At 60.8% G+C, this 26,087-nt stretch carries 23 protein-coding genes; 11 read left to right on the top strand and 12 right to left on the bottom strand.

Translation table 11 applies throughout. The features are described 5' to 3' along the window. Nucleotides 1-4 precede the first annotated feature (4 nt). Nucleotides 5-1,858 (bottom strand): ABC transporter ATP-binding protein, encoded by a 1,854-nt coding sequence (locus FIU93_RS12680; RefSeq protein ID WP_077292108.1) that lies wholly within the window; start codon nt 1,856-1,858, stop codon nt 5-7. 200 nt (nt 1,859-2,058) lie between these two features. Between FIU93_RS12680 and FIU93_RS12675 the strand changes: the two genes are divergently transcribed. Both FIU93_RS12675 and hemF read left to right on the top strand, forming a co-directional pair. Then, the gene (locus FIU93_RS12675; RefSeq protein ID WP_077292107.1) at nt 2,059-2,541 is read left to right on the top strand and encodes a tRNA (cytidine(34)-2'-O)-methyltransferase; all 483 of its coding nucleotides are present in this window, start codon (nt 2,059-2,061) and stop codon (nt 2,539-2,541) included. Between the two features lie 54 nt (nt 2,542-2,595). Further along, the gene (gene hemF / locus FIU93_RS12670; RefSeq protein WP_152505759.1) at nt 2,596-3,522 is read left to right on the top strand and encodes an oxygen-dependent coproporphyrinogen oxidase; all 927 of its coding nucleotides are present in this window, start codon (nt 2,596-2,598) and stop codon (nt 3,520-3,522) included. Between the two features lies 1 nt (nt 3,523). Here the strand turns inward: hemF and FIU93_RS12665 are convergent, their stop codons facing one another. The 5 genes from FIU93_RS12665 to FIU93_RS12645 all read right to left on the bottom strand — a co-directional run bounded on the left by FIU93_RS12665 (nt 3,524) and on the right by FIU93_RS12645 (nt 7,552). Continuing rightward, entirely contained in the window at nt 3,524-4,636 is a 1,113-nt protein-coding gene (locus FIU93_RS12665; protein ID WP_152505758.1) for an HD domain-containing phosphohydrolase, read from the bottom strand. A 108-nt stretch (nt 4,637-4,744) separates the two neighbouring features. Continuing rightward, nucleotides 4,745-5,989: a CCA tRNA nucleotidyltransferase gene (locus FIU93_RS12660; protein ID WP_152505757.1), complete on the bottom strand. Its 1,245-nt coding sequence runs from the start codon at nt 5,987-5,989 to the stop codon at nt 4,745-4,747. A 4-nt stretch (nt 5,990-5,993) separates the two neighbouring features. Further along, nucleotides 5,994-6,254 (bottom strand): DUF6111 family protein, encoded by a 261-nt coding sequence (locus FIU93_RS12655; protein ID WP_055655939.1) that lies wholly within the window; start codon nt 6,252-6,254, stop codon nt 5,994-5,996. Then, a complete protein-coding gene (locus FIU93_RS12650; protein WP_022998134.1) occupies nt 6,254-6,904 on the bottom strand; it encodes a CoA pyrophosphatase in 651 nt (216 codons plus the stop codon). Before FIU93_RS12650 ends, FIU93_RS12655 begins: the two co-directional genes overlap by 1 nt. Nucleotides 6,905-6,943: 39 nt before the next feature. After that, nucleotides 6,944-7,552: a DUF1285 domain-containing protein gene (locus FIU93_RS12645; protein WP_062487595.1), complete on the bottom strand. Its 609-nt coding sequence runs from the start codon at nt 7,550-7,552 to the stop codon at nt 6,944-6,946. Nucleotides 7,553-7,833: 281 nt separating this feature from the next. On the opposite strand from FIU93_RS12645, the gene FIU93_RS12640 reads away from it, so the two are divergent. The 4 genes from FIU93_RS12640 to FIU93_RS12625 are packed head-to-tail and all read left to right on the top strand — an operon-like array spanning nt 7,834 to nt 14,729. After that, on the top strand, nt 7,834-8,853 hold the full coding sequence (locus FIU93_RS12640; protein WP_152505756.1) for a MoxR family ATPase: 1,020 nt from the start codon (nt 7,834-7,836) through the stop codon (nt 8,851-8,853). 33 nt (nt 8,854-8,886) lie between these two features. After that, nucleotides 8,887-9,822: a DUF58 domain-containing protein gene (locus tag FIU93_RS12635; protein ID WP_022998137.1), complete on the top strand. Its 936-nt coding sequence runs from the start codon at nt 8,887-8,889 to the stop codon at nt 9,820-9,822. 3 nt (nt 9,823-9,825) lie between these two features. Further along, on the top strand, nt 9,826-12,645 hold the full coding sequence (locus FIU93_RS12630) for a DUF4159 domain-containing protein (protein WP_075282473.1): 2,820 nt from the start codon (nt 9,826-9,828) through the stop codon (nt 12,643-12,645). Nucleotides 12,646-12,653: 8 nt separating this feature from the next. Then, on the top strand, nt 12,654-14,729 hold the full coding sequence (locus FIU93_RS12625) for a hypothetical protein (RefSeq protein ID WP_152505755.1): 2,076 nt from the start codon (nt 12,654-12,656) through the stop codon (nt 14,727-14,729). 236 nt (nt 14,730-14,965) lie between these two features. Here FIU93_RS12625 and FIU93_RS12620 read toward each other — a convergent pair whose 3' ends face one another. Beyond that, complete coding sequence (locus FIU93_RS12620; protein ID WP_152505754.1) at nt 14,966-15,478, bottom strand: N-acetyltransferase; 513 nt, start codon at nt 15,476-15,478, stop codon at nt 14,966-14,968. 376 nt (nt 15,479-15,854) lie between these two features. Here FIU93_RS12620 and FIU93_RS12615 point away from each other — a divergent pair, with 376 nt between their 5' ends. Further along, the gene (locus FIU93_RS12615) at nt 15,855-16,829 is read left to right on the top strand and encodes a glutathione S-transferase family protein (RefSeq protein WP_077292098.1); all 975 of its coding nucleotides are present in this window, start codon (nt 15,855-15,857) and stop codon (nt 16,827-16,829) included. Between the two features lie 77 nt (nt 16,830-16,906). Here the strand turns inward: FIU93_RS12615 and FIU93_RS12610 are convergent, their stop codons facing one another. After that, the gene (locus FIU93_RS12610) at nt 16,907-17,392 is read right to left on the bottom strand and encodes an NUDIX domain-containing protein (protein ID WP_055655950.1); all 486 of its coding nucleotides are present in this window, start codon (nt 17,390-17,392) and stop codon (nt 16,907-16,909) included. Nucleotides 17,393-17,924: 532 nt separating this feature from the next. Here FIU93_RS12610 and FIU93_RS12605 point away from each other — a divergent pair. Beyond that, on the top strand, nt 17,925-18,863 hold the full coding sequence (locus FIU93_RS12605) for a metallophosphoesterase (RefSeq protein ID WP_152505753.1): 939 nt from the start codon (nt 17,925-17,927) through the stop codon (nt 18,861-18,863). 104 nt (nt 18,864-18,967) lie between these two features. Here the strand turns inward: FIU93_RS12605 and FIU93_RS12600 are convergent, their stop codons facing one another. After that, nucleotides 18,968-19,549, bottom strand: coding sequence for a hypothetical protein (locus FIU93_RS12600; protein ID WP_023014621.1), 582 nt, complete (start codon nt 19,547-19,549; stop codon nt 18,968-18,970). A gap of 230 nt (nt 19,550-19,779) precedes the next feature. Between FIU93_RS12600 and mtnA the strand changes: the two genes are divergently transcribed. Then, the gene (mtnA, locus tag FIU93_RS12595; protein WP_152505752.1) at nt 19,780-20,886 is read left to right on the top strand and encodes an S-methyl-5-thioribose-1-phosphate isomerase; all 1,107 of its coding nucleotides are present in this window, start codon (nt 19,780-19,782) and stop codon (nt 20,884-20,886) included. A 58-nt stretch (nt 20,887-20,944) separates the two neighbouring features. Here mtnA and FIU93_RS12590 read toward each other — a convergent pair whose 3' ends face one another. Beyond that, entirely contained in the window at nt 20,945-21,556 is a 612-nt protein-coding gene (locus tag FIU93_RS12590; protein WP_152505751.1) for a GNAT family N-acetyltransferase, read from the bottom strand. Between the two features lie 144 nt (nt 21,557-21,700). Between FIU93_RS12590 and FIU93_RS12585 the strand changes: the two genes are divergently transcribed. Continuing rightward, nucleotides 21,701-21,976, top strand: a complete 276-nt coding sequence (locus tag FIU93_RS12585; protein ID WP_062487580.1) for a hypothetical protein — start codon at nt 21,701-21,703, stop codon at nt 21,974-21,976. A 149-nt stretch (nt 21,977-22,125) separates the two neighbouring features. After that, nucleotides 22,126-22,401, top strand: coding sequence for a hypothetical protein (locus tag FIU93_RS12580; protein ID WP_022998150.1), 276 nt, complete (start codon nt 22,126-22,128; stop codon nt 22,399-22,401). A gap of 67 nt (nt 22,402-22,468) precedes the next feature. Here the strand turns inward: FIU93_RS12580 and flhA are convergent, their stop codons facing one another. Beyond that, a complete protein-coding gene (gene flhA / locus FIU93_RS12575; protein WP_022998151.1) occupies nt 22,469-24,646 on the bottom strand; it encodes a flagellar biosynthesis protein FlhA in 2,178 nt (725 codons plus the stop codon). A 77-nt stretch (nt 24,647-24,723) separates the two neighbouring features. Beyond that, nucleotides 24,724-26,076 carry a sigma-54 dependent transcriptional regulator gene (locus FIU93_RS12570; RefSeq protein ID WP_055655957.1) on the bottom strand — a complete coding sequence of 451 codons (1,353 nt, stop codon included), beginning with the start codon at nt 26,074-26,076 and terminating at the stop codon, nt 24,724-24,726. Nucleotides 26,077-26,087: the final 11 nt, after the last annotated feature.

Genomic DNA, 26,087 nt, shown 5'->3' with positions numbered 1-26,087 from the left:
CAACTCAGGCGAATTCGCTTTCCGGTTCCAGAAATCCGCCGGACTGGCGGTGCCAGAGCTGCGCGTAAAGGCCGTCTGCATCTTCCAGGAGTGTCTCGTGTGTCCCCTGCTGAACGATCCGCCCCCTGTTCATGACAATCAGTCGGTCCATGGCGGCGATGGTCGACAGGCGGTGCGCGATCGCGATCACGGTCTTGCCTGTCATCAATCCTTGCAGGTTCTCCTGGATGGCGGCCTCGACTTCCGAATCGAGGGCCGAGGTCGCTTCGTCCAGAACGAGGATCGGGGCGTCTTTCAGGAGCACACGCGCGATTGCAATGCGCTGACGCTGCCCGCCGGACAGTTTGACACCACGCTCGCCGACAAAGGCGTCGAACCCCTTGCGGCCGCGCCTGTCTTCCAGCCTCTGGATGAAACCGGACGCGTGGGCCTTGCGCGTCGCCTCCAGCAACTCTTCTTCACTGGCCGACGTACGGCCATAGAGGATGTTCTCGCGGATCGAACGATGCAGCAAGGACGGATCCTGGGTCACCATGCCAATCGACCGGCGCAGCGATTCCTGGTTCACATCGCGCACGTCCTGTCCGTCGATGAGGACACGCCCCGCCTCCACGTCGAAGAACCGAAGCAGCAAGCTTGTCAGCGTGGTTTTGCCCGCCCCCGACGGGCCGACGATACCGACGCGCTCACCCGGCTGGATCGTCAGGTCGAGATGATCGATGACGCCGCCCGCCTTGCCGTAGTGGAACCGGATTTTATCGAACCGCACTTCCCCCTCAGTCACTTTCAGCTCCGGCGCCGCCGGTTTGTCTGTCAGGGTCACTGGCTTGACGATGGTTTCCATGCTGTCCTGCAGCGATCCGAAGTGGCGGAACAGGCCGTTGAGCTGGTTGAACAGCCGGTTCAAAAGGATGTTCAGCCGCAGGATCAGGCTGAGCGTGAAGGCCACATGACCGGCGCTGATGCCGCCGTCCTGCCAGATGGACAGTGCCAGGCCCGCAATCGAAACGATCATCACCCCGTTGACCAGCGTCATGATCATGCGAATTGTGGTCAAAAGCCTGGTGAAGACGCGTATCTTGGCAATCATCGTCTCAACCGAGGCCCGCGCTCCCCGGCTTTCTTCCTCCGATGATCCGAACAGCTTGACCGACTGGATATTGGTGTAGGTATCCACCAGACGTCCGGTCACGCCCGAATAGGCATTTGCCGAATCCTTTGCCGCAGCACGAACCCGTGGCACGAAGATGATGGCGGTTGCGGTGAAACAAAGCAGCCAGATCGCCACGAGTGCGCCCAGCCAAAGGTCCAGGTCCGCAACCAGCACAAGCGTCGTGATGGCATAAACGACAATGAACCAGACCACCTGCAAAAGGTTGGTCATGAAATCACCCGCCGACATGCCCGACTGCATCACCTTCTGCGACAGGCGCCCGGCGAGATCGTCCTGAAAATAGGAAAGGCTCTGCTTCATCACCCGCTGATGGCACTGCCAGCGCACCAGATTGAAGAACCCGGGCACGATCGCCTGTTCTTCCACCAGCGCCATCAGCGAATTGGTGAGCGTGCGCACGACCAGCACCACGAAGGCCATGGTCATGAGTGTCCAGAAATGATCGGAGAAGAATGTCGCCCGATTGCCTTCTTCCAGAAGATCCACGATGCGGCCAAGAAAATTGAAGATCGCCACTTCAACAAAGGCGGTCGCACCGCCGATGGCGAGCATGGCGATGAACGGCCAGCGCACCTGCGTGACGAAATACATCAGGAAGGCAAACCCGCCATGGGGCATGTCGGATTTGGACGGCTCCCGGAAAGGATCTATCCAGGATTCAAAAGCGCGAAAGAGCGGGGACACGTGGCGTCTCCATGGAGGCTGGAGCGATTCTTCACGTCATCCTACGCGCCAGGCGCGAAATTGGCCCAATGAAAATATGTAACGATTTGCCCCAAACCCGCAGCTCCCGGCCTTGTACCGGGCATTGAAACCGGTCTTCCTGTGACAATTGTTATGCCTGCTGCTATTGAGCCGGTCTCCCGAAACCAGTGCGGATACCCATGCCAGACATTGCCCTTTACCAACCGGACATCCCGCAAAATACCGGCACGATCCTGCGTCTTGCCGCCTGCATGGGCGTAACTGTGCACTTGATCGAACCTGCGGGATTTCCGATCTCCGACAGCGCTCTCAAGCGGGCCGGCATGGATTACCTGGAAAGGGCCGCGATGGTCCGCCACATCTCGTTTGCCGCATTCGATGACTGGCGACGTTCGAACAAGCGCAGGCTGATCCTGCTGACGACAAAATCGGAAGTGCCCTACGCGGATTTCGCGTTTCAGCCAGACGACATATTGATGATGGGCCGGGAAAGTTCGGGCGTGCCGGAGGACGTGCACACGCTTGCCGATGCCCGGCTGACGATCCCCATGGCCGACGGCATGCGCTCGCTCAACGTCGCCGTCTCAACAGGCATGGTGCTGGGTGAAGCCTTGCGGCAATCAGGCACATTTCCTAAAAGCCCAGGGTACACTCAAAGATAGCAATCACATGCATGCCCGCCGGTCCGGCAGGCCCCAACCAGTCCAGGCAGTCACATGAACGCACCCACACCTGAAAACCGCGGCGGTCCCATCCCGGACGGCATCGAGGACAAGAAGGCAACCGCACCGGCCTGGTTCAAGGAGTTGCGAGACCGTATCTGCAAGGCTTTTGAAGACCTCGAGGACGAGATCGGCGATCTCGCCGGTCCGCTGGCCGACCAGCCGGCCGGGCGCTTCGAACGCACGCCCTGGGAGCGCACCGACAGCACCGGGGCAAAGGGCGGCGGCGGTGTCATGTCCATGATGCATGGCCGCGTTTTCGAGAAGGTCGGCGTCCATATTTCCACCGTACACGGTGAATTCTCGCCCGAATTTCGCGGTCAGATCCCCGGTGCCAACGAGGATCCGCGCTTCTGGGCCTCCGGCATCAGCCTGATCGCTCACCCGCAGAACCCGCATGTCCCCGCCGTTCACATGAACACCCGCATGGTGGTCACCACCCGTCAGTGGTTCGGTGGCGGCGCAGATCTGACGCCGGTGCTGGACGCACGGCGAACGCAGGACGACCCCGATACCGTTGCCTTTCACGAAGCCATGTGCGCTGCCTGCAACGCACATGATGTTGCCGACTATGACGCCTACAAGGCCTGGTGTGACGACTATTTCTTCCTGAAACATCGCAACGAAGCGCGCGGCATCGGCGGCATCTTCTACGATTACCTCAACAGCGGAACCTGGGAAGACGATTTTGCCTTCACCAGGGATGTCGGCCTGGCCTTCTTGAACATCTATCCGGAACTCGTCCGCCGCAATTTCCAGAAGCCGTGGAACGACATGGAGCGCGAGGAACAGCTGGTCCGCAGGGGCCGCTACGTGGAGTACAATCTGCTTTACGACCGCGGGACGATTTTCGGACTGAAGACCGGCGGCAACGTTGCCTCGATCCTCTCGTCCATGCCCCCCGTGGTAAAATGGCCCTAGCTCAGAAGGCCGAGGTGCCTTTCACCTTCTGAGGCTGCCGGCTGACTTCACCGAAATCCCGATCGAGGACCATCTGGGCGAATTGCTTCAGCATGACCTGATCGAGTTTCTTGCCCATCTCCAGCATGACGCCAATGGCAGCGCGAACCGGCATACCGTCCTTGTAGGACCGGGTCTCGGTAAGCGCTGTGAATATGTCGCAAATGGTCATCAGGCGGACTTTTGGCGAGATCCTGTCTCCCTTCAGCCCATCGGGATAGCCTGATCCATCCAGAAACTCGTGATGCTGGATGGCCATCTTCTTGATGTCGACCGACACTTCGAGCCGCGGTTTCAGAATCTCGCGACCGAACATCGGATGTTTGTCGATAATGGCGCGCTCGGCGTCCGTCAGCTTGTTGGCCTTGTCCAGGATGGTCAGAGGGATGCGCATCTTGCCGATGTCATGCAGCAGACCGCCGGCTATCACTTCCTGGCAATCCGCCTTGCTCCAGCCGAGATGCTTCGCAAAAGCCCCGGCGAGACCGGCCACCATCAGGGAATGACAATAGGTTCCACTGTGGTGAGATTGCACGGCTTCCAGCCAGGGTGAGAGACCGTCAAGTGACAGCGACGACAGGATCTCCGCCGCCCCCTCGTTCATCAGGCTGATCTGGATGTTGGATCCTTCCGTTGCAGACAGCGCGATGCTTTCCAGGAAGGAGTTGCCTTTCCTGTAGGCCTCAAGTGTCTTCGCCGGAAGTCCCGTTGGAACGTTGGCAAGCGGGTCGTCGGGAATGATTGCCTTGAGTTTGCGCACCAGAATTGCCAGTGGCGTGTCACGCTCCATGATGTCGGTCTTGCCGAGCGCTGCCGCCTGGATCACTTCACGCCGGTTCTTCTTGGACACCAGGCAGATCACCGGGATTTCCGCAATGCTGGCCCAGGATTTCTTGAGCGCGGTCAGCCCCGCATCAGTCGCGTCCAGCAACTCCACGACAGCGACACGGCCATCGCCGACCGTCTTCGCAGACACCTTGGACATGTCGATCAGGCGCGCAGGAAAGAAGAACGGAAGTTTTCTGACCGGAGAATCGAGTGGAAGCGGGCCGTCTGAGATCAGGACAATTTCCATTCATCGCCTCATTGTATTCCGCACACGCCTTCTCACGACAAGTTAACCGGAAAACCCGACCAACAGGAAATCACCATCACGATGTGACGCAATCTCAATAAGATTTCATTAAGTCGCAGCACCTGCCCGCGTCAGCAAATCCTGTTTGGAGAGCGAGAAGCCACTGTCGCGCCAATCGGCCTCTAGAGCCTTGAGGCTATCCCCCAACGCGCGCCCGGGTGAGTGCCCGGCTGCAATCAGATCTGCGCCTTTGACCGGGAATTCAGGCACGGCAACCTCCCGCAACCGCTCCAGCAGCCCGCCAAAGATCTCCGTTGGATCTGATCCTTGCGCACGCAACCCGGCCCAGCGCCCCAAAAGGCCGTCGATAGCGCCCTGACGGCCGAACTGATACACCAAGTGCTCGGCTTCGGGCAGACCATCGGCCTGGCGAAGACATTTCATCGCCGCCCAGGCGGTCCGCATCCGGTCCCTTTCGGCATTCGACAGCCGAAGCCGGTCACTAACGCGCTCCACGTCCTCGCGCACGAAACCGGCAAGCACCACCAGCCCGAGCTCCGGATCGGTCACATCACTTGCGGTGGCTTCCAGGCTGCGCAGTGCCAGGTAATCGTCGATGCGGGCAAGGCCGCCCGTCGCGATTTCCCAAAGGCCGCAATCGTTCATCATTTTCAGTGCGGATCCTGCCAGAGGCGCGCGAAGCAGCCGCCGCATCTCGTGGCCGATACGTTCTGCGGACAGATGCCGCAAGCCGTCCCGCTGGCGCAGGCAGGCCCCGAGCCCGTCCGCATCCATCTCTCCGGCCCCGTAGGCCGCGTAGATCCGGAAGAAACGGAGGATGCGCAGGTAGTCTTCCTGTATGCGCTTGTCCGGCTCCCCAATGAAACGCACACGCCGGTTCAGACAATCGTCCAGTCCACCAAGCGGATCGTGCAATCGGCCATCGCAGTCGACATAGAGCGCGTTGAGAGTGAAGTCGCGACGTTCCGCGTCGCGCGTCCAGTTCCTGCCGAAAACGACACGGGCCTGACGGCCGAAGGTTTCCACGTCCTCCCGCAGCGTCGTGACCTCGTAGGGATAACCGTTGCTGACCACCGTCACCGTACCGTGATCAATGCCCGTTCCAACCGGCTTCAAGCCCGCGGCCAGCGTGCGTTCCATCACTGTTTGGGGCGAGGCAGTCGTCGCGATATCGACATCTGGAACAGGGTGACCGAGTAACGTATTGCGCACGGCTCCACCGACAACGCGGGCTTCGTCGCCGTCTTGCTCGATCGCCGCAAACACCGCCTGAATACCCGGTGTTTTCAGCCAGTCCGCCTGTTGCAGGATCTGATCGGCAGTCGTTGTCATCGCTTTATTCGTACCGGCCCGGAACAAACACCCCATCGCGCATTTCCGATGGCCGCCAATTGGCCCCATCCGGTGCGTGATCGAAGGATGCCATGCCGACCAGGCCGGTAATGACCAGAACGAGGCCCACCAGCGTGAGCCACGCCATCGGCTTGGCAGACCAGCGGCCAGGCTCGGTGTTGCGCTTGCTCAGCCACAGCCAGAGTCCGTAGGTGATGAAAGGAAGAAGGAAAAGTAACAGATGCAGTATGAACACACGAACCATCAGCGGTAGACCGTTTCGTACAAGGAGCGGATAATGCCCGCGGTGACGCCCCAGATATAACGTTCTCCGAAGGGCATTGCGTAGAAGTAGCGGCGTTTTCCCTGCCACTCGCGGCTGAGTTTCTGATGGTTCGCGGGATCCATCAAAAAGCCCAATGGCACTTCGAAGACGCTCTCGACTTCGCCGGGATTGGGCCGGAAGGCAGCGCCGTCTTGAATGGTGCCAACCACCGGAATAACCCGGTATCCCGAACCGGTGAGATAGGGCGCAAGATTGCCGATCAACTCGACGCGCTCCGGAGCAAGGCCGATTTCCTCGTCTGCCTCCCGCAGCGCTGCTTCAACAGGTCCATTGTCAGTCGGATCGATCTTGCCTCCGGGAAGGGCAACCTGTCCGGCATGGGATTTCAGGTGACCGGTTCGCTGCGTCAACACCACATTGGGCCCGTCGCTGCGTTCCACGATACCGATGAGAACTGCCGCATCGCGCGGTGGACCGTCCCACTTCGCATAGGGACCAAGGTCCGGATTGAGAATGTGGTCACCGGTCTCGCGTTCGATGTCGCGAAGCGCCGCATCATCCAGCCGCGTCCTGAACAGGGAGGTCCAGTGTGCGGAATCCGCAGGTGGTTTGGTCAGGAATGCAGTCATGCAATCGGGGTTTCCGGTCGTACGAAACAGTTCATTCGGTCAGTCCTGAACGCTCAGGAAGGCGGGATCTACCGAAAAGAACCGGCCACCGCTCCAGACCCCCATCCGGGTGCCGTCATCTGTTTCCTGCTCTTCCATAAGATCCGCCAGTTGATACATCAGCGCTCTGGTGAACAAGGCCTCCAGGCGCCCTCTGACGTGAACATAGGGTTTCAAACCGTCGCTGTCCGGTTCTTTTTCAAATCGAAGAGGATGGTCCGCACCAACGGCGACCAGATCACCGAGATTTGTCCGCAGCGTGAGCTGCTGCTCTTCCGCCTCGCCTTCCACCGCCATCTCGACGGCCAGAAGCGGGGCATCCTCCACGGTGATCCCGATCTTCTCGACTGGCGTGACCAGATAATGCCGGCCGTCCTCGTCCTTGCGCAGCACAGAGGCAAACAGCTTCACCAGAGGCATGCGGCCAATCGGCGAACCGAGATAATACCACGTGCCATCTCGGGCAATGCGGATGTCCAGATCCCCGCAAAACGGCGGATTCCACTTCTCGACCGGAGGTGGTCCCTTGCCGCCTGTGTCCGCCCGGCTCATCAGTGCCTTTAAACCTTCGGGCAGTGCCCCGTCCGTTTTTGCGGTTGCCTCCGCCATGGATGTTTCGCCCTTGTCGTCTTCATCAAGGTACCGGAATTTTTGACAATTCCGCTACCGCCCGGATCTTCTTCGCCTGCTCCCGGCTTCCCGCAGGCCCGACCTTTTCCCCAAAGTGAGGAAAGATTCTTGGACCTTTCCACTGTATGGCGCACAATTGCGCCTTATCTACTGATTTATATGGTGTCAGACTGCTTGAGTCGCAGCAACAAAGGTCGGGGGTGTTGTTAGCCCCAGGGCCGGACAGGCAGTCGAAACGCAGATTGCGGGAAAGGTGATCCATGAGCGTTATTTCTCCCTCCAGCCCAAGCGAAGAAGATCTCGCCGCCGTCGCCGAACAAGCCGAACGCGCCGTCAACCGGATCAGCGATGCCAAGGTCGATATCGCCCGGATCATCTTCGGTCAGGAAAATGTGGTGGAGCAGTCGCTCGTCACCATATTGGCTGGCGGCCACGGCCTTCTTGTCGGTGTGCCCGGCCTTGCCAAGACCAAGCTGGTGGAAACGCTCGGCACCGTTCTGGGCCTCGACGCCCGGCGCATCCAGTTCACGCCAGACCTGATGCCGTCCGACATTCTCGGTGCCGAAGTGATGGAACAGGGTGCCGACGGCAGCCGCTCGTTCCGCTTTATTCCCGGTCCGGTTTTTTCTCAGTTGCTGATGGCTGACGAAATCAACCGTGCTAGCCCGCGCACCCAGTCGGCGCTTCTGCAGGCCATGCAGGAGTATCATGTGACCGTCGCCGGGCACCCGCATGACCTGCCGCGCCCCTTCCACGTGCTTGCCACGCAGAACCCGCTCGAACAGGAAGGCACCTACCCGCTGCCGGAAGCCCAGCTCGACCGGTTCCTGATGCAGATCGACGTGCATTACCCGGATCTTGAAGCCGAACGCCGGATCTTGCTGGAAACCACCGGTGCCGATCAGGCCAAGGCCCAGGTAGCCATGCGAGCGGAAGAACTGATGGAATACCAGCAGCTCGTTCGTCGCATGCCGGTAGGCGAATCCGTTGTTGAAGCAATCCTGACGCTTGTGCGCTCCGCACGCCCGGACAACAGCTCCGCACCTTCCGATCTCACCAACCTGATCGCCTGGGGCCCGGGACCGCGTGCCAGCCAGGCACTGATGCTGACCGTCAGGGCACGCGCGCTTGTCGACGGGCGTCTCGCACCTTCCGTCGATGACGTCTTGGCTCTAGCCGAACCGGTCCTTCAGCATCGCATGGCGCTGACGTTCGCAGCCAGAGCCGACGGTCACACCGTTCGCGACGTCATTCGACGGGTCAAGGAACTGATCTCCTGATCCCCCCCCTTAACCAGCCAGGAAGCCGACCGCATGGATTCGAGCAGTACGCAGGGCAGCAACCAGACAGGCATTGATGCCGATACCTGGCCGAACGTCATCGGCGAAGCCCGGTCGGTCGCCGATGCCCTGCCGGATCTGCTGGTCGAGGCAAGCCATGTTGCCAGTTCCATCATCGCCGGCTGGCATGGCCGTCGGCGTGCGGGCCCGGGGGAAAGCTTCTGGCAGTTCCGCCCGTTCAACATGGGTGAACCGGCAAAGCGCATCGACTGGCGCCGTTCCGCACGCGATGATCATCTTTATGTTCGCGAACGCGAATGGGAGGCCGCGCACACGGTCTGGCTCTGGGCAGATCTTTCGCCCTCCATGGTCTTCCGCTCCCGCCTTGCAGGCGTCGCCAAGCGCGACCGCGCCATTGTGCTGATGCTTGCACTTGCCGACATGCTGGCTGAAACAGGTGAACGGATCGGACTGCCCGGCCTGACCAGAGCCTTTTCCGACCGGCGCGCCGCTGAACGCCTTGCCGATGCACTTACCCATCTTTCCAAACCGATCGCCTATCCGGACACCACCGCCGTGCAACGGTTTGCCGATGTGGTTCTGGTGTCCGATTTCCTGGACCCGATCGAGGAAGTCGCGGCATGGGTTGCCCGTGTTGCCAGCACGGGTGCGCGTGGTCACCTGGTTCAGGTCCTCGATCCGATCGAGGAAACCTTCCCGTTTGACGGCAGGGTCGAATTCACCGATCCGGAAAAGGGGTTTCGGTTGACCGCCGGACGCGCGGAAAAATGGCGCGAGGATTACCGCAACCGGCTGGAAGCCCACCGCGCGGAAATTCGTGACATCGCAAGGCGTGCCGGCTGGACATATGTCCTGCACCACACCGACCGTCCGGCATCCGAACCTTTGCTCGTGCTTCACAGTGCCCTGTCCGGTGCGCTGGACGTACTGCCAAAAGGAGGCATCTGACCCGTGTTCGCAGGATTGCCTCTGACATTCACCGCCCCCTGGATCCTGACCGCGCTGGCATTGCTGCCGGTTATCTGGTGGCTGTTGCGCCTGACACCGCCGCGCCCTCGCGAAATCCGGTTCCCGCCGACCCGGCTGCTGATCGGCATCGATCAGCATGAGGAAACACCGCAGCGCAGCCCCTGGTGGCTGACACTGCTCCGCCTGCTGATGGCAGCCATCCTCATCATTGCCCTGGCCGGACCGATCTGGCGCTCCAGCGAACCGCTTGAAACCGGCGAAGGTGTCCTTTGGGTTCTGGTTGACAACGGCTGGACATCCGCAAAGGGATGGACCGCGCAGGTCAATGCAGCCGAGCAGATCCTGAGCGAAGCAGAACAGAGCGGTCAGCCAATCCTGTTTGCAGCCTCCGCCGAAGGCCCCGGCCAGAGTTTCACACCGGAGGCAGCAACAACGGCTCTGGAAAAACTGCGCGCACTTGAACCGCGTCCCTATCCGCCGCAGCGCGCCGAACTCAGCATCGGCCTGCGCAAGGCAGCCCAGGAGACACCGCCCGGTGCCGTGATCTGGCTATCGGACAACACCAGCACCAAAGGTTCGTTTCTAACCGATCTCGCACAGATTTCCGGCACGGCTCCGATAACGGTCCTGACAGGTCTGGACACGCCCATGGGATTGAAGGACCTCAACAACGACGCCGACGCCCTGTCGTTGACCGTTGTGCGCCACCCGGACCAGAGACTGGGGTCCGCAACACTTCAGGCTCTCGATCTGAAGGGCCTTGTCCTTGGCGAAGTGCAAGCAAATTTTGACGCTGGCGCGACCGAAACACAGGCGCGCTTCGAACTGCCAAGCGAATTGCGCAACGACATTGCCCGGGTCGAAGTCACCGGTGAGGCCGCCGCGGGCGCCGTCCAACTGGTGGATGACAGCTGGCGCCGACGCACGGTTGGACTGATTTCAGGCCAGTCGGGCGATCTGGATCAGCCGCTGCTGTCGCCCCTTTATTATCTGGAGCGCGCCCTTGCGCCCTTCTCGGACATACGCCGCCCGCGCGATGCGGATATTGCCGACGCTGTACCTTCGCTGATCGAACAGGGCATTTCCGTGCTGGTTCTGGCCGACGTCGGCCGGTTGCCTGAATCGACGACCGAGACGCTTCGCGACTGGATTGAAAACGGCGGCACGCTTGTCCGCTTCGCCGGCCCGCGGACCGCGGGTGGCAGTGACGATCTCATTCCCGTGCGTTTGCGCGCAGGTGACCGGTCCCTTGGTGGTTCACTCAGCTGGAAACAGCCACAACATCTGGCAGACTTTCCGGAAGGATCGCCCTTCGCGGGCTTGCGGGTCCCACAGGAAGTTACTGTGACCCGGCAGGTACTGGCCGAGCCGACATCGGATCTGCCTGAACGCACCTGGGCCATGCTCGAAGACGGCACTCCCCTTGTGACGGCGGCTCCGATCGGTGCGGGGTCGATGGTGCTGTTCCACGTCACAGCGGATTCCTCCTGGTCGAACCTGCCGCTGTCTGGCGTCTTCCTGAACATGCTGCGGCGGATCCTGTCGGTCTCGAACGTGGCCGCCGCCTCTGAAACCGCCGAAGATGGCACGCCGGCAACGAGCGTGTTGCCGCCCTTGCGCCTGCTGGACGGTTATGGCCGTTTCGGTCCGCCGCCGGTAGAAGTCACGCCTGTAAATGCGTCCGTTTTTCGGGATGCGGAAGCAAGCCGCAGAACACCTCCCGGTCTTTACGGCACGGAAGACGGCTTCCGTGCGCTCAATCTGATGCAGCGGGACGATGAGCTCCTGCCGCTCGACCTCTCGGCGCTGGGCGACCGAACCGTGCAAACTGCCTACCCGACCTCCGATCCCTTTGATCTGAGAGCCCTGTTCTTCACGCTGGCTTTCCTGCTGATGATCCTCGATACAATTGCCGTCTTCCTGCTGGCCGGTGGCCTGAGCCGTCTCGGCTTGCGCAGCCGCACCGCCGCCACCGCTCTTGTTCTGGCTTTCGGTGCAGGCCTCCTTGCCCCTGCCGGCATTGATCAAGCCAGGGCGCAATCAAGCTCGGATGATCTTCTGGCCTTGGAATCGACCCTGGAAACCCGCCTGGCCTATGTGCTGACGGGCAATCCAGAGATCGACGATGCCAGCTCCGCGGGGCTTTCGGGACTGACCCAATTCCTGTCGGAACGCACTGCGCTTGAACCTGGGGCACCGATTGCCATCGACATCGAACGCGACGAACTTGCGTTCTATTCCCTGCTCTACTGGCCAATCGATGCGGCTGCCGACAAACCGAACGATCAGACAATTGCCCGCATAGACACTTTCATGCGCAACGGCGGAACGATCCTGTTCGACACGCGCGATCACATCAATGCCTCGGCCAACGGCTTTGCCTCGACGCCGGCAACGCTGAAGCTGCGTGAAATCCTGGAAGACCTGGACGTTCCCCCGCTTGAGCCGGTGCCGCCCGATCACGTTTTGACGAAGGCTTTCTACCTGCTGGATTCGTTCCCGGGACGGTATGCGACCAGCCCGCTCTGGGTGGAAAGCCTGGAAGAAGTTGCAGCCAGGGGCGACCGGCCGGTGCGGGCGGGTGACGGCGTGTCACCGATCCTCATTACCGGCAACGATTTTGCCGCTGCCTGGGCAATCACCGAGGCAGGTGAGTTCATGTATCCGACGGTGCCCAACAATCCCATGCAGCGGGACTACGCGTTCCGTTCCGGGGTCAACATCGTCATGTACAGCCTGACCGGCAACTACAAGGCCGATCAGGTGCACATTCCCGCTCTGCTTGAGCGTTTGGGACAATAGGAGACTAGATGGTCTGGTCACTCGCCTTCGATCCCCTCGTTCCGCTCTGGGCCCTTGTGGCAGGCGGCGTTATCGCTGTTCTTCTCACCGCCTTTTCCGGCTTTCTGAATTTGCGTGGCTGGTTGCTGCGCACCCTGACAATGGCCTTGCTGTTGCTGGCGCTGGCCAATCCCGCTGTTGAGCGGGAAGACAGGGAACCGCTCTCAAGCGTCGTTGCTCTTGTCGTCGACAAGAGCCAGAGCCAACGCCTCTCCGATCGCCAGTCGACAACCGATGAGGCCGTGGAAGAACTGACCCGCCGCATCGGTGCCCTTGATGGCTTTGACCTGCGCGTTCTGGAAGCGCGCAACTCCGGTTCGGGCGATGGCACCGAGGCGTTCCAGACCCTGGCAAACGGTCTTGCAGACGTTCCGCCGGATCGGGTTGGTGGTGCGATCATCGTGACCGACGGCCAGATCCACGACATCCCCGGCAACGCAGGCGCCCTGGGTTTCGACGCCCCGGTTCATGGCCTTATCACCGGTACGGTTGATGAACGGGACCGGCGCATCGTACTCGACAAGGCCCCACGGTTCGGCCTGGTCGATTCAGAGCAGATCGTCAGCCTGACTGTCGTCGACCAGGGCCGTGGCACGGGACCTGGCGACCAGGTGCGCCTGACCGTCAAACGCGATGGCGATGTCGTCACCGAACGCACGGCCCGGACAGGCGAGAAGATCGACATTCCGGTTGAGATCGCCCATGGCGGCAACAATATCTTCGAATTCGACGCCGAGCCGCTGACCGACGAACTCACGACGCTCAACAACCGGGCCGTTGTGACCATCGACGGCATCCGCGAGAATCTGCGTGTGTTGCTTGTTTCCGGGTCACCGCATGCCGGTGAACGCACCTGGCGCAACCTTCTGAAGTCCGATGCCTCGGTGGATCTGGTTCACTTCACCATCTTGCGCCCGCCGGAAAAACAGGACGGAACGCCGATCAACCAGCTTTCGCTGATCGCTTTCCCGACCCGGGAACTCTTCTCGGTGAAGATTGACGAATTCGACCTGATCATCTTCGACCGCTACGTGCGCCGCGGCGTTCTGCCGATGCTGTATTTCGACAATATCGCCCGCTATGTGCGCGATGGCGGTGCAATGCTGCTGGCTGGCGGTCCTGATTACGCCGAAGGTGGCAGCCTTTACCGCACGCCACTGGCGCCGATCCTTCCGGCCCGTCCGACCGGCACTATTCTCGAACAACCCTACCACGCCACCCTCGCCGACCTCGGCAAGCGCCACCCGGTCACCCGTGGGCTGCCCGGATCCGAACAGGACCCGCCCGCATGGAGCCGCTGGTTCCGCATCGTCGACACCGAACTCGACGCCGGCCAGACGCTGATGTCCGGCCCGAGCGACACGCCGCTACTGGTTCTCAACCGCGAAGGCGAAGGCCGAGTGGCCATGCTGCTGTCCGATCACGTCTGGCTCTGGGCACGTGGTTATGAAGGCGGTGGTCCGCATGTTCCGCTGCTGCGCCGTCTGGCCCACTGGCTGATGAAGGAGCCGGATCTGGAAGAAGAAGCGCTGAATGTATCCATGCGCGGACCGGAACTGGTCATCGAACGCCAGACCCTGGGCGAGACCGTCGGGGAAGTCACGGTCGTCTCGCCGACAGGCGACCGGTCGCAGATCGTTCTGACCGAACAGGAACCAGGCCTGTGGCGTGGCGGCATGCCTGCCGGTGAAACCGGGTTGTTCTCGATCACCGAAGGCGACATGAGTGCGCTGATCCACGTTGGGCCCCAGAACCCGCGTGAATATACCGACGTTCTGTCCACCACCGAGCCATTGGCCCCGCTCAGCGAAGCGACGGGTGGAGCGTCTGAGCGCTTGCGGGATGTCGGCGGAGACTTGACCGTCCCGCGCATTGTTTCAATGCGTCCGTCAGCGAGCTACGCCGGCAATGGCTGGCTGGGGCTGAAGGCCACTGAGGCGAGCGTCCTCAACGGCATCGACCGCTATCCGCTGATGATCGGACTGCTTGGTCTTGCGCTTCTGCTGGGTGCCCTGTCCCTGACCTGGTATCGCGAAGGGCGGTAGCTTTTGCGCCGACCACCCTCGCGGCGGTCGGCAATCCGCTTGAGCTAAGTACGAACCGATCTGTTGTATTTGGGGCCCATCCTTCGAGACAGGCCTTCGGCCTTCCTCAGGATGAGGTCGAAGGGAAGCTACCGGCCTATCAATATTCTCTTCCTCATCCTGAGGAGGCCTTCAGGCCGTCTCGAAGGATGGGCCACACCCACCGTCACCCCGCCCCGCGTCAGGCAGAAACAACCTCAGGAAGCGACCGCAGCAGAGGCTCCGCCGTGCACCATTCCGCTCGGAATGTCGCCGTCATTCAACAGCGCGACGAGGAGCCGCGCCGGGTCGACGGGCCCGGGCAACGTAATGCGTCCGAACGGAACCTGCTGAAAGCCGAAGGGGCTGTAGTAAGGCGCATCGCCGACCAGCAGCACGACCTTGTCTCCGGCCGCAGCCGCCGCTTCCATCGCCGTACGCATGAGCGCCTTGCCGAGACCCCGGTTCTTGAAGTCGGGAGATACGGTCAATGGACCGAGCAGCAGGGCGTCACTCTCGCCAATCCTGATCGGTGTCAGTCTGATTGACCCTGCCACCTGCTCACCCGCCAGGCCGACGAAAGAAACATCCGGACGGTGCGGGACGCCTTCGCGGATCCGGAAAGCGGTTCGCGCGAACCGGCCTGGGCCGAAAGCTTCGGCCTGCAGATCGTCAATTGCGGAAGTGTCGGTCGCGTCTTCGGGCCGGATGACCCATGTGGTCTGTTTCATTTGGCTGGTTCCAGCAAGCATGCAGTCTTTGGAGAAATGCGCGCCTGCCAGTGCCTGGATAAAACGTAAGGAAGATCCAGGATCAGGTCAGCCGCGACGGTGCGGACGAGAGTTATCTCGTCGGCTGGTTCGTCGTCGAAGCGTAAGACCTGCGGTCATTTATCCCAGTCTCGTTGCGATATCAGCGTGTTCGAAAGCCGATATTTCCAGAAAGAGGAGAAGCGGTTACCACGCAATGGCTGCTTCGGTCCAGCCTTTTTTGTCCCTTCTCAACGGTCCGCTGATTGTTCACCGAGCCGGAACAGAGCATTCAATTGATTGATTTTCCGCCTGTGTGCACAACCTAACCAGACGAAGCACAACAAGGGAGCGCATCATGGGACTGCTGGTCGACGGCGTCTGGAAAGACAAATGGTACGACACGAAATCCACCGGTGGACGCTTCGTCCGCAAGGACGCGGCGTTTCGGAACTGGATCACGGCGGACGGCACTGCCGGCCCCACGGGCAACGGTGGCTTCAAGGCTGAAGCGGATCGCTATCATCTGTTCGTTTCCTATGCCTGCCCCTGGGCGCATCGCACGCTGGTATTCCGAAAGCTCAAGAAACTGGAAGACCTGATTTCCGTCTCCGCCGTACAGCCGCTCATGCTGGAGAACGGCTGGGAGTTTCCGGAGATAGATCCGCTGACCGGCGCGAAATACGCCTGGCACGTCTACACCAAGGCCGACCCGCACTACAGCGGCCGTGCGACCGTGCCGATCCTCTGGGACAAGCACCAGAACACGATCGTGAGCAACGAGTCCTCCGAGATCATCCGGATGTTCAACTCGGCGTTCAACGACCTGACCGGCTCACACCTTGATTTCTATCCGACTGCCTTGCGCACCGAAATCGACAGTATCAACGAGCGCGTCTATCACGCAGTCAACAACGGTGTTTACAAGTCCGGTTTCGCGACCACACAGGAAGCCTATGAAGAAGCCGTCACGGAACTGTTCAAGGCACTGGACGAGCTGGAAGATCGCCTGTCCCGTCAGCGCTACCTGGTCGGAGACCAGCTGACGGAAGCCGACTGGCGACTGTTCACGACGCTGGTGCGCTTCGACGCGGTCTATGTCGGGCATTTCAAATGCAATATCCGCAGGATCGACGACTATCCGAACCTGTCGAACTACCTGCGGGAGCTTTATCAGGTCCCGGGTGTTGCAGACACGGTCGACATGACAACGATCAAGCAGCACTACTACGGTTCACATGAGAGTGTGAATCCGACCAGGATTGTCCCTGTCGGGCCTGCGCTGGATTTCACCCGCCCTCACGACCGCGAGCGTTTCAAGGCTGCTGCCTGATCATGTAGGAAACTTCCAGGTGAGCCGGTTACGGCTTACCTCGGAAGACGACATGACCGACCTGGGGGTGGCAAGCCTCACCACTTGCCGCTTTCCGGTTCGCGGCCGGAGCGAAACTCGTCAAGCCGCCGGGCTGTGGACCGCGTAAGCCCCTCCGGCAAAGCCTCCAGCTCAAAGAATGCCGCTTCCTCGATTTCCGCATTGGGCTGAAGGAAGGTGTCCGCCTGTCTCCACTCGGGCATGTGATAAAGCCCGACATGATCCCGGCCTGTCGCTTCTTGGTTCAGGAAGATATTGAGAAGCTGCGGGCGGCTTACCGATACGACACCTGCTTCTTCCAGAACCTCCCGGCAGGCAGCCTCTTCCATCGTCTCGCCCTTGTCCACGCCCCCACCCGGCAGGTACCAGCCCGTGACATAACTGTGCCGCACCAGAAGGACCCGGCTGTCCCGGTCTTCAACGATCACGCGCACCCCAAGCGTGAACGGGTTTCGGACAAGTCCAATTCCCTGGATCAGGCGTGTGGTCACCGACTTCGGCAAGACTGATAATATCTTCAACATTTTCAGGACGTTACCGGATCCAGAGAGGAAATAAAACTTTTTTAACCCATGCAATCCCCGCAGGGCTGACCCGTGAGAATAACGCTCCTCCTTTGTGCACCGCATGCATATATATCGGGCAAGTTGATGAATTCGAGGGCAGCCCTTCTGACCGCCCGAACCTGAAGGAAAAATAAAATGTTGAACGCTCTGTTTGGAAAACGCCGCCGCAACCGCAACAATTACCAGTGGAAGCCGGCTATCGACCTGACCAACCCGCGCATCGTCGCAACCCTGACCACTTTCCCGACCAACTAAGGTCGGTCGAAGGAACCTGTACGGAGAAGACCCATGTTCGGATTCGTGAATGTTGTTGGCGCGACGCTGCGCGAAACCACGCGCTCCGCAGACAATAACACCGAGAAAGCGCCGAAAGCCGCAAAGGCAGTCAAACCGGTCAAGTAACCGGTTTCCCGGCAGTTCCTGAACTCACTTGAAAGCGCCGCGTCATTTCCCCTTGACGCGGCGCTTTTCGTTTTGAAGATGCGCGACCATGTCCACATTCACGCTCGCTCATCTTTCCGACCCCCATCTCGGCCCGCTTCCGGACCCCAAGCTGCTGCAGCTCTTTTCCAAGCGGATCCTTGGTTACCTCAACTGGCGCCGCAATCGGTCGAGGATCATGGGCGGCAGTTATCTCGAACAACTCGTCGATGACATGCAGGCGCAGGCGCCCGACCATATTGCCGTCACCGGCGACCTGGTGAATATCGCGCTGCCCCTGGAAATTTCCGGTGCGCGAACCTGGCTTGAAGATATCGGCCCGCCGGAGGATGTCTCCGTCGTTCCGGGCAACCACGACGCCTATGTGCCTGGAGCCGTGCGCAGGGCTCGTGCGGCATGGTGGCCCTACATGCGCGGCGATGGCGCAGGCAATGTGCCGTCAAACGGCACCAACTCGGAAGCAACCTTTCCCTATGTTCGCAAGCGGGACGGCATCGCCCTTGTCGGCGTGACGACCGGTCGTGCCAGCGGCCCCTGGTTCGCAACGGGCCGTGTCGGCAGCAAGCAGAGCAAGCGTCTGCGGGCAATTCTGGACGACCTTGGCCGGGACGGTTTCTTCCGCGTGGTGATGCTGCATCACCCGCCATTCCCCCATGCCACCCGTTGGCACAAGCGCCTGTCGGACGCCTCCAGGGTGCGCGCCGTCGTCAAGAGAGCCGGTGCCGAGCTGATCCTGCACGGCCACACCCATGTCGACAGTTTCGAGCATATCGAGGGACCGGACGGGCTTGTCCCGGTGGTTGGGGTGCCATCTGCCACAAGCGCGCCTGGCGGCAAGAAACCGGCGGCGCGCTACAACCTGTTCCGGATCGAAAAGACAAACGAGGGCTGGTCCTGCCAAATGGAAGAGCATGGCTTTGCCGCGCCAGACGAGCCGGTGAAACTGCTCACGGAACGAGAAGTCGCCATTCCGGGTGGCAGGCCCTGAGGCCCTTCCTGCAGGCCTGACGAGTTGCCCAGAAAGACACTCACAGGCTTGCGGTAAGCAGGATCGAGACTGGAGAGTGCTGGGCGTCTTTCACAAAAGCCGCCTTAGAGCGGGTTGGCGAACCAGGCAAAGACGATGAGGCCGATGACACCCGCGGCAAGACCGATCCCGAAGGCACCGGCGACCGCCATCCACGGTGTACGGCTTTCCTTGACACGCACGACCTTGCTGTCGAGCGCGACCTGCCGCAGCCGGTTGTTGAGCCAGTCGCCTTCCAGCGCCTTTTCCCGCTCCAGCACGCGTTCGGCAATATATTCGGTCAGGCAGTCTGCCATGTCGTCGATGTTGGCCGTTTCCAGAATGACCACCCGGCCGAGGCGCGTGTCCTTCAGGAACCGATAGGTGCGCCTGTCACCACCAACGGCCACGTGGCTGGTCGCATCGATCCAGAGCCGTGGCGTGGAACCGGAGATGATCTGAAGGGAAAACTGGTCGTCGTCTTCCGGGATTTCCCTGAAAACGTCCTTGAGTTCGTCTGCAAGCATGTCCAGCCGGGCACGCTCGGTCTCCTGAAGCTCAACAACCACGTCCGAACGTTCGACTTCGCCAAGCTGAACCTTCCGGATCGCATCGCGCAAGGACCGCATGCGCGTATGTGGGACAACGTTATCCTGCATTTCAGACATGGGGTACACGTGACTCCGTTGTACTGCCGTTGGTGAATCAAGTCTTAACTGACTCTATCGCGAGTGAAACAGCCGCATGGCCTCCACCTGCGAGCTATCCACTGGCAATGATCCAAACATGGTTAACGGAGATTAAGGTATTTTTGACAGTCACGCCAGTAACGCGCGACTGGCCTGAAGCCTGTTCATGGGTTATGCAAAAAACCTATTGCGATTGCGGAGTTTCGCTCATGAACGTGGACGGCAAGAAATATCGCACGATCTGGCTGGCGGAAGATGGCGGCTCGGTCGAGATCATCGATCAGACAAGATTTCCGCACACGTTCGAGACCATCCGCCTGCATACAATGGAAGACGCCGCCCATGCGATCCGGTTCATGCAGGTGCGCGGCGCGCCTTTGATTGGAGCAACAGCCGCCTACGGTGTCGCGCTGGCCATGCGGACCGACGCCTCAGACGACAATCTCCATGCTGCCTGCTCGTCCCTGCTGGAAACCCGGCCGACAGCGGTCAACCTGCAATGGGCCCTCGACAAGGCGCGTCGGACACTGGTCCGGCTGGCACCTGAAATCCGCGAGGAAGCTGCCTTCAAGCTGGCCAATGACATCTGCGACGAGGACATCGCCATCAACATGGCCATCGGCATGCACGGGATGGAGCTGATTGCCGCGATCTCGCGGCTGAAACGCGCCGGTGAGCCGGTCAACATCCTCACCCATTGCAATGCCGGCTGGCTGGCCACCGTCGACTGGGGCACCGCGACGGCGCCGATCTACATGTCGCATGACGGCGGCATTCCCGTTCATGTCTGGGTCGACGAAACCCGACCGCGCAATCAGGGGGCTTTTCTGACCGCCTGGGAGCTCGGTCAGCATGGTGTCCCGCACACCGTGATTGTCGACAATGCCGGCGGACACCTGATGCAGCACGGCGAGGTCGATATCGTCATCACCGGAACGGACCGCACCACGGCCACTGGTGATGTCTGCAACAAGATCGGCACCTATCTGAAGGCACTGGCAGCAAAGGACAACAGTGTGCCCTTCTACGTTGCGCTGCCGTCACCGACCATCGACTTTTCCCTGTCGGACGGTATCCGGCAGATCCCGATCGAGGAACGCGGCGGCGAAGAAGTCAGCCGCATCACCGGCCGCACCAGAGCGGGCGAGATCGAGACGGTGGACATCGTTGCGGACGGATCTCCTGTCGGAAATCCGGCCTTCGACGTTACCCCTGCCCGTCTCGTGACCGGCCTCATCACCGAGCGCGGCGTGCTGGAGGCAAACCGCAAGGCCATTGCAGATGCCTTTCCGGAGCGGGTTCGGGCAAGTGCCTAGACGGGCGCGCTTGCGAGCAGGCAGCCCCATTCCTTCGAGATCGCACTGAAGCGCGTCCTCACTCGATCACAGGAACATGCGGGGCGCGCTTGCGCCCGAGAAGTCCTTGCAGACGCGGGTCTTTGGCAACTTCGATAGCGCGCTTGTAAGGTTTGAAACCGCAGGCCTGGTAAAAGATCAGCGCCTGCGGGCTGTCACCGGTGCAGGTGTGCACCCAGAGCCGTTTCGTTTCCGGGCGTGACCAGACGATGTCCAGCGCCTGGGCCATCAGCCAGCGGCCAAGCCCGCCACCGATCGCGCCGGGGACCAGGCCGAAATAGGAAAGTTCGGGCTCTTCCGGGTTGGCAAAATCCAGCTCCAGCGTACCGACCGGCTTGCCATCGATGATCGGCAGGTAGTTCTCGCGGGCAGGCTCGGCGAGCAGCTGCTCCAGCGTCTTGTCGTCATGAACCAGCCGGCCGAACCAGATCCAGTCTTCACCAACCTCCCGAAAAAGCTTTCGATAGCTGTCGAGATCCGGCGTCTGCCACCGCTGCAATGTCACATCGCTGCGTGATGGCGCGAGAGGCTGTTCAGGTGCCTGAAGCATTTCCAGGAACGTGACCACGAAGGCAACCTTGCCCTCCGGAATATCCGTGTAGCCATCGAGGTTAAGCGCTTGCGTCGACATGAAAACTCCAGAATCTCGCGTGTTTTTCCGGGCTTAACAGCTGGAACGTTTGTCGCCAAGCCGCCCTGTGCACATTGCGCGGATTTAAGGGCCTGTTAACCATCTTCGCACACAGTCTGTCCAGATCTCCAGGAAGGAGCTGCCATGGCAAAGGTCGGAAACTACGTCCAGCGGGACTACCACAAAACTTTCAGCACGAAGCGGCAGTCGACTTGGTCTGACTACAACAAGGCCTGGAACGGGCGCCGTCAGGCGTCGTCGCAGAAAATGCAGCAGCTTCGGAACCTGGCATCCACCTTCGCGACCATCAATACGCAGGCAGCTCAGACGAACACGTTGTTTGTCATGCAGAACCAAGGCCGGCTGGGTGGTTATGCGAACCAGACCGCCGCGATGGCCCGCATCAACGTGCTCGTCTAGATTTTCCCGGATGAACCGCCGGGCAAAGGCCCGGGAAGATGATATTTTCTCGAAAAAAGTTACGTAGCGTTTTCTGCAGAAACGCGCGTTAAGAGCTTGTTCATTCCTTCGGGAGCTATGCTGTTTCAGTCTTTTGAAAAGGCAATCGCATGGCTAAGGTCGGCAACTACTTCCAACGAGATTATTCCAAACGTTTCAGCTCCAGTCGCAAGGTGTCCCTGGCCGACTACAACAAGGCCTGGACAAAGCGGCGCCAGACAGCCGCAAAGCGTATCGACCAGCTGAACAACCTCGCTTACGTGATGCAATCGATCAACACGCAGGCCTCTCAGGCCAATTCGCTGTTTGTCCTGCAGAACCAGGGCCGGCTGGGCACATACGCCAGTCAAACCGCCGCCATGGCCAGGATTAACGTGGTCGTCTAGCACACCGGGCATGACATCAGCGGGTGTTCAACAGAGCCTTGTTGAACGCACTGATGATTGCCCCGCCTCAGATCGAACCGATTGTCTTGAGCTTGATCCGCGGGTGAACTTCCGCCTGGCTCATGATCGTCGTATGGGCACGGAAACGCTCGACGATGGAGCGAACGAACGGCCTGGTCTGCGGGGATGTCAGCAACACGGGAACCTCGCCCTGCTGCGCAGCCTGCTCAAACGCATCGCGGACCCTGCCGACGAATTCCTGCAGCTTGCTGGGTTGCATCGCAAGCTGGCGGTCGTCCCCCTCGCCGATGATGGATTCCAGGAAAGCCTGCTCCCATTGCGGCGATAGCGCGATGAGCGGCAGATAGCCGCCGGGCGCCAGATTGGCGGCGCAGATCTGCCTGCCAAGACGGGTGCGCACGTGCTCGGCAATGGTGTCCGTGTTGCGGGTCATGCCGGTTGCTTCGGACACGCCTTCCAGAATGGTTCCAAGGTCGCGAACCGAAATCCGCTCGCCCAGGAGGGTCTGCAGCACGCGCTGGACACCGGACACGGTGATCTGCGACGGGATCAGGTCCTCGACCAGCTTGGCCTGCTCGCCCTTCAGCTCCTTGAGCAGCTTCTGCACGTCGCCATAGGTCAGGAGTTCGCTGATGTTCGCCTTGATCGTCTCGGTCAGATGTGTGGACAGAACGGTTGCCGGATCCACCACGGTGTAGCCGCGCAGGGACGCATCCTCGCGGTACTGGGCCTCCACCCAGGTTGCCGGCAAGCCGAACGTCGGTTCCGTGGTGTGCGTGCCCGGCAGCTTGACCTGCCCACCTGCCGGATCCATGACCATGAAGTGGTTCGGGTAAAGCACGCCGCGGCCGGCTTCGACTTCCTTCACCTTGATGACGTAATCGTTCGCGCCAAGCTGAATGTTGTCGAGGATGCGCACCGGCGGCATGATCACGCCCATGTCGCCCGCGATCTGGCGGCGCAATGCCTTGATCTGCTCGGTCAGAACATCGTTGTCGCCCGTTGCCTTGCCATTGATCAGCGGCAACAGGGCATACCCGAGCTCGATCCGCAGTTCGTCCATCTTCAGGGCGTCGGTAATCGGCGGCTCTGGCGGCGGCTTCGGCGCAGCTTCCACGGCCTTGACCATCTCGGCCTTTGCCGCGGCCTTCTTCTTCTTCGACCCGACGGAAAAGGCCAGGTAACCGGCAAGACCTGCAAGACCGAAGAACGGGACCATGGGCATGCCCGGAAGCAGCGCCAGGATCACCATAACCGCGGCCGACATGCCGAGCGCCTTCGGATAGCCGGTGAACTGGCTGGTCAGCGCCTTGTCGGCAGCGCCATGCACACCTGCCTTGGAAACAAGAAGGCCGGCTGCCGTGGAAACGATCAGTGCCGGAATCTGGGAGACAAGGCCATCGCCGATGGTCAGCAGCGTGTAGTTGTTGGCGGCCTCGGTAAAGGTCAGCTCCATCTGTGCAACACCGATGAAGATGCCGCCGAGAATGTTGATGAAGGTGATCAGAAGGCCGGCAATGGCGTCGCCGCGCACGAATTTGGACGCACCGTCCATGGCCCCGAAGAAGGCGCTTTCGTCCTCGAGCGCCTTGCGGCGAGACTTGGCTTCGGCTTCGTCGATGAGGCCTGCGGACAGATCCGCATCGATCGCCATCTGCTTGCCCGGCATGGCATCCAGGGTAAAGCGTGCCGCGACTTCCGCGATACGGCCGGAACCCTTGGTGATGACGACGAAGTTCACGATCACCAGGATCGCGAAGACGATGATCCCGATGACGAAGTTCCCGCCCATGACGAGATTGCCGAAGGACTGGATGACGTTGCCCGCCGCCGCAGTGCCTTCATGCCCGTTTGCCAGGATAAGCCGGGTGGAGGAAATATTGAGACCCAGCCGCAGCATGGTCGCAATCAGCAGCACTGTCGGGAAGGACGAGAATTCCAGCGGCCGCTGGATGAACAGGCCCGTCATGAGGATCATGACGGAAAAGATGATGGAGACCGCCAGGAACGTATCCAGCATCATCGGCGGCATCGGCAGGATCAGGAGCGTCAGGATGACGAGAATGCCGGTCGCCAGACCGACGTCACCCCGGCGAAGGGTATCTACAATCTCCTGAAGGACGGGGAAGCCTGCAAGACCGGTGGCCGCGGCGGGCGCAGCCGTCTGCTGCTCCGCTGCGGGGCCTTCCGGTCTGCGCTGTTCGCCTGCTGCCGTGTCCGACATTTGTGGTCTGGTTTCCTGTAACCGCCGCCCGGGTCAATCAACGGACGTGGCCTTCGTTATGGTTCCTGCCGGTGCGATCAGGCCCGGGCTTCGCCCGGTCCCGGAACGCTTATTCCTTCATCGGTATATTGATTCAGCTTGTTGCGCAGCGTCCGGATTGAAATACCCAGAATTTTTGCAGCATGTGTCCGGTTGCCCAGGCAATGATCCAGCGTGTCGAGAATGAGATCACGCTCGACATCGGCAACCGTGCGTCCGACGAAGGATCGCGTCACGGCTTCGGCCGTCTGTGCCGCCCGCTCCGCAGCACCCTTGGAGACGCTTAGCGGCGTGCCGTCCGGCATGCGGATCGCCTCGACGCCGATTTCACCTCCCGAAGCCAGCAGCACCGCGCGGTGCATGGTGTTTTCCAGTTCGCGCACGTTACCCGGCCACGGATTGGACATCAGTGCCTGACGGGCCTCGACGGACAGTGGCCGAACCGGAACACCATTGGCTTCCGAGTAGTGCTTGATGAAGAACAGGGCGAGTTCCATGATGTCCGCCGGCCGCTCGCGAAGAGCCGGCAGCTTCAGGTTCACAACATTGAGGCGGAACAGAAGATCTTCGCGGAAATGGCCCTGACGCACGCTTTCGGCAAGATCCCGGTTGGACGTTGCCAGGATGCGGATATTGACCGGAACCGGGCGTGTGCCGCCGACGCGGTCGATCACTCGCTCCTGGATGGCGCGCAGGAGCTTGGCCTGCAGGCGAACGTCCATTTCCGAAATTTCATCAAGCAGCAGCGTGCCGCCATCGGCTTCCTCGAACTTGCCGATCCGACGGGCAACAGCGCCGGTGAAAGCGCCCTTCTCGTGGCCGAAGAGTTCGGATTCCAGAAGATGTTCGGGAATGGCCGCGCAGTTGATCGAGATAAACGGCTTCGAGGCCCGGTTCGAGCATTTGTGCACATGGCGGGCAATGACTTCCTTACCCGTGCCGGATTCACCGGTGATCAGCACCGAGGCATCAGATGGTGCGACCTGTTCGGCAAGCTTGACCACCGATGCCATGGCATCGTCCCGATAGATCAGGTCACCGCGTTCCTGGGCAACTGCCGCCAGAACGGCTGCGATCAGCTCCGGATCGGGCGGCAGCGGGATATATTCCTTCGCGCCTGCCCGAATGGCAGACACAGCGGCCTGTGCATCCGTTTCCACGCCGCAGGCCACCACCGGCACATGCACGCGTTCGTTCTGGAGTTTCTGGATCAGCCCGGCAATGTCGAGATGAACCTCGACCATCAGGAGGTCCGCTCCGCGCCCGGACCGAAGCACCCTCAAGGCACCTTCGATATCGTCCGCATGGGTGACCTGGGCCCCGCCCTGCATCGCGATCTTGGAAGCCGTCGTCAGCTGACCGCCGAGCGTTCCGACAATTAACAGCCGCATCCGTTACTTTC

Source organism: Labrenzia sp. THAF35 (assembly GCF_009363595.1).
Classification (GTDB): Bacteria; Pseudomonadota; Alphaproteobacteria; order Rhizobiales; family Stappiaceae; genus Roseibium; species Roseibium algicola.
This window is presented reverse-complemented; position numbering and strand designations above follow the sequence as displayed.

Excerpts from the sequence above, each read along its gene's own strand:
- FIU93_RS12675 (WP_077292107.1), top strand. The coding sequence starts at position 2,059 with ATGCCAGACATTGCCCTTTACCAACCGGACATCCCGCAAAATACCGGC.
- hemF (WP_152505759.1), top strand. The coding sequence starts at position 2,596 with ATGAACGCACCCACACCTGAAAACCGCGGCGGTCCCATCCCGGACGGC.
- FIU93_RS12665 (WP_152505758.1), bottom strand. The coding sequence starts at position 4,636 with ATGGAAATTGTCCTGATCTCAGACGGCCCGCTTCCACTCGATTCTCCG.
- FIU93_RS12660 (WP_152505757.1), bottom strand. The coding sequence starts at position 5,989 with ATGACAACGACTGCCGATCAGATCCTGCAACAGGCGGACTGGCTGAAA.
- FIU93_RS12655 (WP_055655939.1), bottom strand. The coding sequence starts at position 6,254 with ATGGTTCGTGTGTTCATACTGCATCTGTTACTTTTCCTTCTTCCTTTC.
- FIU93_RS12650 (WP_022998134.1), bottom strand. The coding sequence starts at position 6,904 with ATGACTGCATTCCTGACCAAACCACCTGCGGATTCCGCACACTGGACC.
- FIU93_RS12645 (WP_062487595.1), bottom strand. The coding sequence starts at position 7,552 with ATGGCGGAGGCAACCGCAAAAACGGACGGGGCACTGCCCGAAGGTTTA.
- FIU93_RS12640 (WP_152505756.1), top strand. The coding sequence starts at position 7,834 with ATGAGCGTTATTTCTCCCTCCAGCCCAAGCGAAGAAGATCTCGCCGCC.
- FIU93_RS12635 (WP_022998137.1), top strand. The coding sequence starts at position 8,887 with ATGGATTCGAGCAGTACGCAGGGCAGCAACCAGACAGGCATTGATGCC.
- FIU93_RS12625 (WP_152505755.1), top strand. The coding sequence starts at position 12,654 with ATGGTCTGGTCACTCGCCTTCGATCCCCTCGTTCCGCTCTGGGCCCTT.
- FIU93_RS12620 (WP_152505754.1), bottom strand. The coding sequence starts at position 15,478 with ATGAAACAGACCACATGGGTCATCCGGCCCGAAGACGCGACCGACACT.
- FIU93_RS12615 (WP_077292098.1), top strand. The coding sequence starts at position 15,855 with ATGGGACTGCTGGTCGACGGCGTCTGGAAAGACAAATGGTACGACACG.
- FIU93_RS12610 (WP_055655950.1), bottom strand. The coding sequence starts at position 17,392 with ATGTTGAAGATATTATCAGTCTTGCCGAAGTCGGTGACCACACGCCTG.
- FIU93_RS12605 (WP_152505753.1), top strand. The coding sequence starts at position 17,925 with ATGTCCACATTCACGCTCGCTCATCTTTCCGACCCCCATCTCGGCCCG.
- FIU93_RS12600 (WP_023014621.1), bottom strand. The coding sequence starts at position 19,549 with ATGTCTGAAATGCAGGATAACGTTGTCCCACATACGCGCATGCGGTCC.
- mtnA (WP_152505752.1), top strand. The coding sequence starts at position 19,780 with ATGAACGTGGACGGCAAGAAATATCGCACGATCTGGCTGGCGGAAGAT.
- FIU93_RS12590 (WP_152505751.1), bottom strand. The coding sequence starts at position 21,556 with ATGTCGACGCAAGCGCTTAACCTCGATGGCTACACGGATATTCCGGAG.
- FIU93_RS12585 (WP_062487580.1), top strand. The coding sequence starts at position 21,701 with ATGGCAAAGGTCGGAAACTACGTCCAGCGGGACTACCACAAAACTTTC.
- FIU93_RS12580 (WP_022998150.1), top strand. The coding sequence starts at position 22,126 with ATGGCTAAGGTCGGCAACTACTTCCAACGAGATTATTCCAAACGTTTC.
- flhA (WP_022998151.1), bottom strand. The coding sequence starts at position 24,646 with ATGTCGGACACGGCAGCAGGCGAACAGCGCAGACCGGAAGGCCCCGCA.
- FIU93_RS12570 (WP_055655957.1), bottom strand. The coding sequence starts at position 26,076 with ATGCGGCTGTTAATTGTCGGAACGCTCGGCGGTCAGCTGACGACGGCT.